Source organism: Streptomyces sp. NPDC056527, from assembly GCF_042794475.1.
GTDB lineage: Bacteria > Actinomycetota > Actinomycetes > Streptomycetales > Streptomycetaceae > Streptomyces.
Genome location: NZ_JBHTTQ010000002.1, coordinates 96,263 through 105,320 on the forward strand (window position 1 = coordinate 96,263; position 9,058 = coordinate 105,320).

Genomic DNA, 9,058 nt, shown 5'->3' on the forward strand with positions numbered 1-9,058 from the left:
CGTCGTCATCGTCGTTCCCCGGAGGATTCTCTTGAGCACCCCGTTCTCGCCCGAGCAGCTGCGGCTCCTCGACAAGCTGCTGGATGAAGCCGGCGCCGGCCGGGCCGCGGACCGCATCCCGCGCCGCGGCGGCGACCAGACCCGCGCCGACCTGTCCTTCGGGCAGGAGCGCCTCTATGTCGTCGAGCGGATGCAGCCCGGCTCCGCCATGTACGTCGGCTCCGGTGCGCTGCGGCTGCGCGGCGACCTGGACGCCGAGGCGCTGCGGCGCTCCCTGGAGTTGCTGATCGACCGCCACGAGGTGCTGCGGACGGGCATCGAGGAGCACGGCGACCGGGTCGAGCAGGTCGTCCACCCGGCCGGCGGCTTCCCCGTGGAGCTTCCGGTCCGGGAGGTCACCGGCGACGGCGTGACGGCCGAGGTGACCCGGACCGCCTCCGAGGGCTTCGACCTCGCGAAGCCGCCGCTGCTGCGCGCCGCCCTGCTGAAGGTCACCGACGCCGAGGAGCCCGAGTGGGTCCTCGTCCTGTGCGTGCACCACATCGTCGTCGACGGCTGGTCGATGGGTCTGCTGATGGGCGAACTGGGCGTCGCCTACGCCGCGCTGGCCGGTGGCGAGGAGCCCAAGCTGCCCGAACCGGCCCTCCAATACGCCGACTTCGCCGTGTGGCAGCGGGAGCGAGGGGAGCAGGGAGTCCTCGACGAGCAGCTGGACTTCTGGCGCGGGGAGCTCGCCGACCTGCCCGCCAACGACGTACCGACCGACCGGCCTCGCCCGGCGGACCGCAGCTACGCGGGCGCCACCGCCCCCATCACCCTTCCCCCCGAGCTGGTCGCCCGGCTGCGCGGGCTCACCGACGAGACCCAGGCCACCGTCTTCGCGGCCCTGGTCGCCGCCTGGTCGACGGTGCTCGGCCGCTGGTCGGGCGACGAGGACGTGATCGTCGGCACCCCGATGGCCGGCCGCCGCCGCGCCGAACTCGAGGACGTCGTCGGCTTCTTCGTGAACACCCTGCCGCTGCGCGTCCGACAGGAGCCGGGCGACACGTTCCGCTCCCTGCTGCTGCGCACCCGTGACGTCTGCAACGGGGCGCAGGAGCACCAGGACGTGCCCTTCGAGCGGATCGTCCACGAGCTCAAGGCCGATCGCGACGTCTCGGGCCAGACCGCGCTGGCGCGGCACTGGCTGGCGCTGCACAACACGCCTCCGGTGGCCTTCTCCGCCCCCGGCCTCGACTGCCAGGTCATGCCCGCACTGGTCGGCACCGTGCGCTGCGACCTCTCCGTCCAGCTCGCGCCGGACGGAGACGGCGGCCTCGCGGGCTGGCTGGAGTACTCCACCGAGCTGTACGACCGGGCCACCGCCGGCCGCCTGGCGTCCGCCCTGGAGACCGTCCTCGCCGCCGTCGTGGCTCACCCCGACCGGCCGGTCGACGACCTTCCGGTACTCGGCGCCACCGAACTGGCCCAGGTGATACGGGAGTTCAGCAACGCCGACACCGAGGAGCTGACCGGCCCCGCGCTCCCGCAGTGGTTCGAGGCGCAGGTCGACGCCACCCCCGACGCCGTCGCCGTGGTGATCGACGACACCGGCGAGACCCTCACCTACGCCGAACTGGACCGCCGCGCCAACCAGGTGGCCCACACGCTGGCCGAACGGAGCATCGGGACCGAGGACCGGGTCGCCGTCTGCCTGCACCGCGGTGCCGAACTGCTGCCCGCCGTCCTCGGCGTGCTCAAGGCCGGCGCGGTCTATCTGCCGCTCGACCCCGACTACCCCAAGGCGCGTCTCGACCAGCTCGTCGAGGACGGCACCCCCGCCCTCGTCGTCACCACCGCCGACCTCGTGGGTCACTTCCCGGGGCAGCGCCGCCTGGACATCTCCGGCAGCGAGGTGACTCGCAGGCCCGGTCACCGCCCGGAGCCCGTCCGCACGGCCGCGGACTCCGCCGCGTACGTCCTGTTCACCTCCGGCTCGACCGGCCGGCCCAAGGGTGTCGTGAACACCCACCGGGGCCTGCTCAACCGCCTGCACGGCATGCAGCGCGACTACCGGCTCGCCGCCGGGGACCGGGTGCTGCAGAAGACCCCGCTCGGCTTCGACGTGTCCCTGTGGGAGCTGCTGTGGCCGCTGGTCACCGGCGCCACCGTGGTCAGCGCGCGGCCCGGCGGCCACCGTGACGTCGAGTACCTCCACGAGGTCCTCGACCGGCACCGGATCACCCTGTGCCACTTCGTGCCGTCCATGCTCGCTGCCTTCCTCGACGGCCCGGACGGCGGTCACGACAGCCTTCGCGTGCTGCTCAGCGGTGGCGAGGAGCTGCCGGCCGCCCTCGCCGAGCGGACCCTCGGGCGCTACCCGAACGCCGAACTGCACAACCAGTACGGCCCCACCGAGGCAGTCATCGACGTCACCGCCGGGCGGATCGCCTCCGCACCGGACGGCCGGGTGTCGATCGGCCGCCCCGTCCCGGGCGTGCAGCTGTACGTCCTCGACACCGCCGGCCGCCCCCAGCCGGTCGGCGTACCGGGCCAGCTGTACATCGGCGGCGCCCAGACCGCGCGCGGCTACCTCGGCCGCCCCGGCCAGACCGCGGCGAGCTTCGTCCCCCACCCGTTCGCCGCTGGACAGCGGCTGTACGCCACGGGCGACCTGGTCTGCTGGCGGCCCGACGGAACGATCGAGTTCCGCGGCCGCGCCGACAACCAGGTGAAGATCCGCGGCAACCGCGTCGAGACCGGCGAGATCGAGGCCGTCCTGCGCGCCCACCCGGACCTCACCGGCGCCCTGGTCACCGCCCGCCCCGACGAGGAAGGACAGCCGCAGCTCGTCGGGTACGTCACCGGCGACGCCCGCGTTCCCGCACTCCAGGAGTACCTGCGCGAGCGCCTCCCCGAAGCCATGGTGCCCGCGCACCTGATGGTCCTCGACGGCTGGCCGCTGGGCGACCACGGCAAGCTGGACCTGTCCGCGCTGCCCCTGCCGGACGGCACCCGCCAGGCCGTCGGCCCCGAGCACACCGCGCCCCGCACCCCCACCGAAGAGGCCATCACCGAGATCTGCGCGGAGCTCCTCAAGGTCGAGAAGCTCGGGGTGTACGACTCCTTCTTCGACCTGGGCGGCCACTCCCTGCTGGCGATCCGGGCGATCGCCCGGATCCGCTCCAACCTCGGAGTGGGCCTGCGCATCGGGCAGTTCCTCCAGGCGCCGACGGTCGCCGCGCTCGCCGTCCTCGTGGACGAGCAGCTGCAGGCCCAGCGGGACGGCGACGGGCAGGACGGCGCCACGCCGCCCGCCGCGGCGGCCATCCCGCGCATCGACCGCAGCGCGTACCGAGGCTGACCGCGCCCGCGCCCCCACGATCCGACGGAGCCCGAACCCCATGACGTACCCGATGGCGGACCGCCCCGCCGTTCGCGTCACCTCCCCGCAGGAGCTGTGGCTGCGAGGCTTCCGGCCGGCCGCCGCTTCCGCGGCGGTCCGGCTGGTCTGCCTGCCGCACGCCGGCGGCTGGGCCAGCTTCTTCCGTCCCTGGACGGACCTGCTGCCCACCGCCTACGACCACCGGGTGGTCCAGTACCCCGGCCGCGAGAGCCGGATGGCCGATCCGTACCTCACCGAGCTCCACGAGCTCGCCGACCAGGTCGCCGAGGTGCTGTACCCGCTGCGCGACCTGCCCCTCGTCCTCTTCGGCCACAGCATGGGCGCCACGCTCGCCTACGAGGTGGCCCGGCGTCTGGAGGGGCGGGGCCACCCGCTCCACCACCTCGTCGTCTCCAGCCACGGCGCCCCCGGCACCAGGGAGCCCGGCACCGTGCACACCCTGGACGACGCCGCGTTCCTGGACCGGATCAGGGAACTGGGCGGCATCGACGACGCCGTCCTCGATCACCCCGAGCTCCTCGAACTGGTGCTGGGCCCGCTCCGCAGCGACTACCGGCTGATCGAGACGTACCGCCCCCGCGAACTGCCCGTCCTCTCCTGCCCGATCACGGCGGTACGCGGTGACCGGGAGACCGGGCACACCCCGGACCAGGCCCGCGCCTGGGGCGAGCTGACCGACGGCGACTTCGCCCTGATCACCCGGCCCGGCGGCCACTTCCACCTCAAGGACCGGCCGGCCGAGCTGATCGCGGAACTGCTGCCGCGCCTGGCCCTTCCCACCGATCTGGAGATCTCAGATGACACTCGTGCATGACCCGCAGGCCGCGCCGGCCGCACCCCAGGAATGGGAGGACGGCCGGACGCTGCCGGCGCTCGTCCGCGCGGCCACGCCCGGCACGGACCTCGCCGCGTGGATCCGTGCCAACCGGCCGCTCGTCGACGACCTCGCCGTGCGGGCCGGCGCGGTCCTCTTCCGCGACTTCGCGGTCGGCGGCTCCGCCGAGTTCCGTTCCGTGATGGACGCCCTGTCCGACCGGGTGCTGGAGTACGGCGAGCGTTCCTCGCCCCGCACCGAGGTCTCGGACGGCATCTACACGTCCACCGAGTACCCCGCCGACCAGCACATCCTGCTGCACAACGAGCAGTCGTACACGGACAACTGGCCGATGCGGATCGTCTTCTGCTGCGAGCAGCCCGCCACCCGCGGTGGACGCACCCCGCTCGCGAACTCCCGCCGGGTGCTCGCCGCGCTGCGTCCCGAGACGGTCGAGAAGTTCGAGCGTCTCGGCGTGCAGTACGTACGCAACTACATCCCCGGCATCAGCCTGTCCTGGCAGGAGGCGTTCCAGACGGAGGACCCGGAGCAGGTCGCCGCGTACTGCGCGAGCGCCGGCATCTCCGTCGAGTGGGTGGAAGGCGGCCAGCTCCGCACCCGCCAGACCCGTCCCGCGATCCACACCCACCCGGTGAGCGGCGAGCGGACCTGGTTCAACCACGCGGTCTTCTTCCACATCACCTCGCTGCCCGAGGAGGTCAGCACCGGGCTGCGCGAGGCGCTGGACGAGGAGGACCTGCCGTACAACACGTACTACGGCGACGGCACCCCGATCGAGGACGAGACCCTGGCCGAGCTGCGGGCCGCGTTCACCGCCGAGACCACCGGCTTCGACTGGGAGCAGGGCGACGTCCTGGTCGTCGAGAACATGATCACGGCGCACGCCCGGGAGCCCTTCGAGGGCGCCCGGCGCATCCTCGCCGCGATGTCCGACCCGGTCCGCCCCGACACCCCCGAGGGCGCAGCCGACGAGGCGGAGGCCGTGGCATGACCGACGACAGCCACGACCGTACCGGCGCCGTCGACTTCGTCGAGGGCCGTGTGGCCACCGCCCCCGTGGACCCCGAGCCCTTCCTCCTCAAGATCGAGGCGGCCGAGCCCGGTCTGCGCCTGGACCGCTGGATCTCCGCCAACCACACCAGGCTGACCGACGAGCTGGAGCGCCACGGCGCCCTGCTCTTCCGCGGCTTTGCGCTGGACAGCCCGGAGGACTTCGGCGCCGCGGCCCGCGCGTTCTCGCCCGAGCTGCTCGACTACCTGGAGCGGGCGGCGCCCCGCACCGAGATCGCCGACAAGGTCTTCACCTCGACCGAACTCAGCGAGGACCAGTGGATCGCCTTCCACCACGAGATGTCGTACTCGCACAACTGGCCCGGCCGGCTGTACTTCTACGGCGACCGGCCCTCGAAGACGGGCGGCGCCACCCCCGTCGCCAGTGAGCGCGCCGTCTACGCGAAGATCCCCGCCGAGCTGCGCGAGCGGTTCCGGCGCCACGGCGTCAGCTACGTGCGCAACTACAGTCCCGACCTCGACATCCCCTGGCAGGTCGTCTTCCAGACCGAGGACCGGGCCGAGGTCGAGGCGTACTGCCGCGAATCCCGTACCGAGTTCGAGTGGATCGGCCGCGACGGACTGCGCACCCGGGCGGTCCGCCAGGCCGTCAGCCGGCACCCGGGCACCGGTGAGACCGTGTGGTTCAACCACGCCCACCTCTGGCACATCTCCACCCTGCCCGCCGAGGTGGCGGAGTACCTCCTCGACGAGTACGGGCCCGAGGGCGTCCCGCGCAACGCGTTCTACGGCGACGGGTCGCCCATCGAGGACGACGCGGTGGAACTCATCGGCGAGCTGTACAAGGAGGCGGCGGTCTCCCTGCCCTGGGAGCGCGGGGACGTGCTCGTGGTCGACAACTTCCTCGCCACCCACGCCCGCGAGCCGTTCCACGGTGACCGGCGCATCCTCGTCGCCATGTCCGACCTGCATGTGAACCAGGACATCCGGTGACCGGCCCCGGGGGGTGCGCGACCCCATGACGACCCTGGCGCACGTCCTCCCGGCGGATTGGCCCACCTCGCTGCCCGCGCCCGCTGACGGCGCGGCGGATCTGTGGCTCCTGCGCGTCCCCGAGGACACGCCGGCGGCGCTGGACCTGTCGGTCCTCGACGAGCACGAGCGACGCCGGGCGTCCTCCTTCGTCAAGGACCGGGACCGGCACCGCTACACGATGGCGCACCTCACGCTCCGGAGGCTCCTCGGCGCCTATCTGGGGGTGCCCGCGGAGGCGGTGCGCTTCCATTCGGAGCCCTGCCCCTGCTGCGGAGGCCCGCACGGCCGCCCGGCGGTGGCGGGGGCCCGCACCCCGCTGCACTTCTCGCTGTCGCACGGCGGCGATCTGGTGCTGGTGGGGGTGGCGTCGGTGCCGATCGGCGTCGACGTGGAGGCGCTCCCCGAACTGGAGGTCGTCGCCGAGCTCGGCGCCGCACTGCACCACGCGGAGACGCGTGAGGTGGAGGCGGCGTCGCCGGAGGAGAGCCGCTCGGTCTTCGCCCGCCTCTGGGTCCGCAAGGAGGCCTATCTGAAGGGCATCGGCACCGGTCTCGGACGGGACCTCGACCTGGACTACCTGGGCGAGGACCCCGCGGCGGGCGCACCCCCGCCGGGGTGGCGGATCGTCAACCTCCTCGACCTGCCCGACCACGCGGCCGCCGCCGCACTCCACACCCGGCGCCCCGTCCCGCCCAGCATCCGCTGGCTGGACCCCTCGTCCCTCGGGTCGGCGGCGGAACCCCGCCCCGGACCCCCGCATTGAACCGCCGCGGCCCCCACCCGGGGCCGCGGCGCCGCATCGCCCAGGAGAAGCCCATGTCGACGGCCCAGGACCTGCCCGCGGTGTGCGCCGGATCAGGTGCCGGAACCGGCACCGCGTCCGGTGGCGCGGCCCGCGCCGCGTCCGGTGCGCACCGGGACGTGCCGCCTGTGGGCGAGCGCGCGGCGCGGATGCGGCGTCGCCTGGAGCGGCTCATCGGTACCCCGGCCACCGAGCTCAACGAGCTGCTGCCGCTGCGCAACGGCGACGCGATCTTCTCGGCGATGCTGGCGAGCATCCGCTCGGCCCGCCGGACCGTCGACATGATGACCTTCGTGTACTGGCGGGGCGAGATCGCCCGTGAGTTCGCGGCCGCGCTCGCGGACCGCGCCCGGGCCGGCGTCCGGGTACGACTGCTGCTCGACGGCTTCGGCAGCCGCCTCATCGAACAGGACCTGCTGGACGCGATGGCCCGGGCCGGGGTCCATGTGGCCTGGTTCCGCCGGCCGTTGTGGCTGTCCCCGTTCAAGCAGAACCACCGTTGTCACCGCAAGGTGCTCGTCGTGGACGAGACGACCGCGTTCACCGGTGGGGTGGGCATCGCCGAGGAGTGGTCCGGCGACGCGCGCCACGAGGCCGAGTGGCGCGAGACGCACTTCCGGGTGCGCGGGCCCGCCGTCGACGGCATAGCGGCCGCGTTCGTCCAGAACTGGGCCGAGTGCCACGACACCCTCTTCGACGACCGGGACCGGTTCGTCGAACACCGGCCGCAGGGACGGGCCGTCGTCCAGGTGGTCCGGGGCTCGGCGAGCGTCGGCTGGCAGGACGTCCGTACGCTGCTGCGGGTGGTCCTCGAATCGGCGGAGACCAGGATCCGGCTGACCACGGCCTACTTCGCCCCCGACGCGTACTTCGCCGAACTGCTCAAGGCGGCCGCCCGGCGCGGTGTCGAGGTGGAGATCCTCGTCCCCGGCCGGCACACCGACAAGCCCGTGTGCCGGCTGGCCGGGCAGCGCCTCTACGCGGGCCTGCTCGACGCCGGGGTGCGGATCTGGGAGTACGGGCCGTCGATGATGCACGCCAAGGTGCTCACCATGGACGGCACGCTCTCCCTCGTCGGCTCGGCCAACTTCAACCGGCGCTCCCTCGACCACGACGAGGAGGTCGTGCTCGCGGTCCTGGACGAGGAGCTGACCGACACTCTGGACGGCCACTTCGACCAGGACCGCTCGCTCAGCGAGCGTGTCGACGCCACCGCGTGGTCCGCGCGTTCCCCGCTCCAGCGGCTGGCGGAGCAGTCGGTGGTCCCCATCCGCCGCTTCCTCTAGCCGCCGTCGCCTCCCGACGATCCGGGACTCAGGCGTCGAGCCCGTTCGTGAGGATCCGCTGGGCGATGTCGTTGCGGATCGCCGCCGCGGCGGAGCTCTCCGGCTTGCGCTCCGCCTGGTCGCGGAAGCAGCCGAGGAACTCCTCGGCGATGCCGAGTCGGGGGTAGACCTCCAGCACCTCCGCCTTGAACGCGTCCGAGAAGTCGTCCATGTAGCGACCCGAGATGTCCAGGCTGGTGGAGCGCTCCAGCAGGAAGCCCTCCGGGTCGGCCGTCACGTCGACCTCGTCGAGCATGTGGGCGACCACCGCCTCCACCAGGCGCTGCCGCCGCGCCGCCGGCCAGCCCGCCCCGGCGGCGAAGACCCACGCCACGTGCCCGCTGGCGTCGTCGAAGCCCACGGTGTGGCTGTCGAACTCCGGCATCAGGGCGATGTCGTGGAACATCGCCGCGACGTACAGCAGCTCGGGATCGAAGTCGATGCCCTGCTCCGTGCCGTACGCGGCAGCCCACACATAGGCCCTGATCGAGTGGTTCAGCAGCGCCGGGGAACAGTAGGCGGTGGCCACTTCCAGGGCCGTCGCGCAGGCAGGGGTGTCGGGCATCTTGATCGCGTCGAATGTCATGGACGCGAGTATCGCCTGAGTCGGGGGGGGGGCCCGGGGGGGGGGGGCGGCGGGAAAACCCCGGGGGGGGGGGGAGGGC

7 protein-coding genes are annotated in these 9,058 nt (G+C 73.0%); 6 read left to right on the forward strand and 1 reads right to left on the reverse strand.

The features are described from left to right. Nucleotides 1–31: 31 nt before the first annotated feature. From ACFQ7Q_RS02025 to ACFQ7Q_RS02050, 6 genes are all read left to right on the forward strand, one after another. Nucleotides 32–3,343 carry an amino acid adenylation domain-containing protein gene (locus ACFQ7Q_RS02025; protein ID WP_383548501.1) on the forward strand — a complete coding sequence of 1,104 codons (3,312 nt, stop codon included), beginning with the start codon at nt 32–34 and terminating at the stop codon, nt 3,341–3,343. 40 nt (nt 3,344–3,383) lie between these two features. Next, on the forward strand, nt 3,384–4,199 hold the full coding sequence (locus ACFQ7Q_RS02030) for a thioesterase II family protein (RefSeq protein ID WP_383548504.1): 816 nt from the start codon (nt 3,384–3,386) through the stop codon (nt 4,197–4,199). Continuing rightward, nucleotides 4,183–5,211, forward strand: a complete 1,029-nt coding sequence (locus tag ACFQ7Q_RS02035; protein ID WP_383548507.1) for a TauD/TfdA family dioxygenase — start codon at nt 4,183–4,185, stop codon at nt 5,209–5,211. The genes ACFQ7Q_RS02030 and ACFQ7Q_RS02035 overlap by 17 nt, the downstream gene beginning before the upstream one ends. Continuing rightward, nucleotides 5,208–6,224 carry a TauD/TfdA family dioxygenase gene (locus tag ACFQ7Q_RS02040; protein ID WP_383548510.1) on the forward strand — a complete coding sequence of 339 codons (1,017 nt, stop codon included), beginning with the start codon at nt 5,208–5,210 and terminating at the stop codon, nt 6,222–6,224. Before ACFQ7Q_RS02035 ends, ACFQ7Q_RS02040 begins: the two co-directional genes overlap by 4 nt. A gap of 25 nt (nt 6,225–6,249) precedes the next feature. Next, the gene (locus tag ACFQ7Q_RS02045) at nt 6,250–7,029 is read left to right on the forward strand and encodes a 4'-phosphopantetheinyl transferase family protein (RefSeq protein WP_383548513.1); all 780 of its coding nucleotides are present in this window, start codon (nt 6,250–6,252) and stop codon (nt 7,027–7,029) included. A gap of 188 nt (nt 7,030–7,217) precedes the next feature. Continuing rightward, nucleotides 7,218–8,354, forward strand: coding sequence for a phosphatidylserine/phosphatidylglycerophosphate/cardiolipin synthase family protein (locus ACFQ7Q_RS02050; RefSeq protein WP_383548714.1), 1,137 nt, complete (start codon nt 7,218–7,220; stop codon nt 8,352–8,354). Between the two features lie 28 nt (nt 8,355–8,382). Here the strand turns inward: ACFQ7Q_RS02050 and ACFQ7Q_RS02055 are convergent, their stop codons facing one another. Then, nucleotides 8,383–8,979: an HD domain-containing protein gene (locus tag ACFQ7Q_RS02055; RefSeq protein WP_383548516.1), complete on the reverse strand. Its 597-nt coding sequence runs from the start codon at nt 8,977–8,979 to the stop codon at nt 8,383–8,385. Nucleotides 8,980–9,058 lie beyond the last annotated feature (79 nt).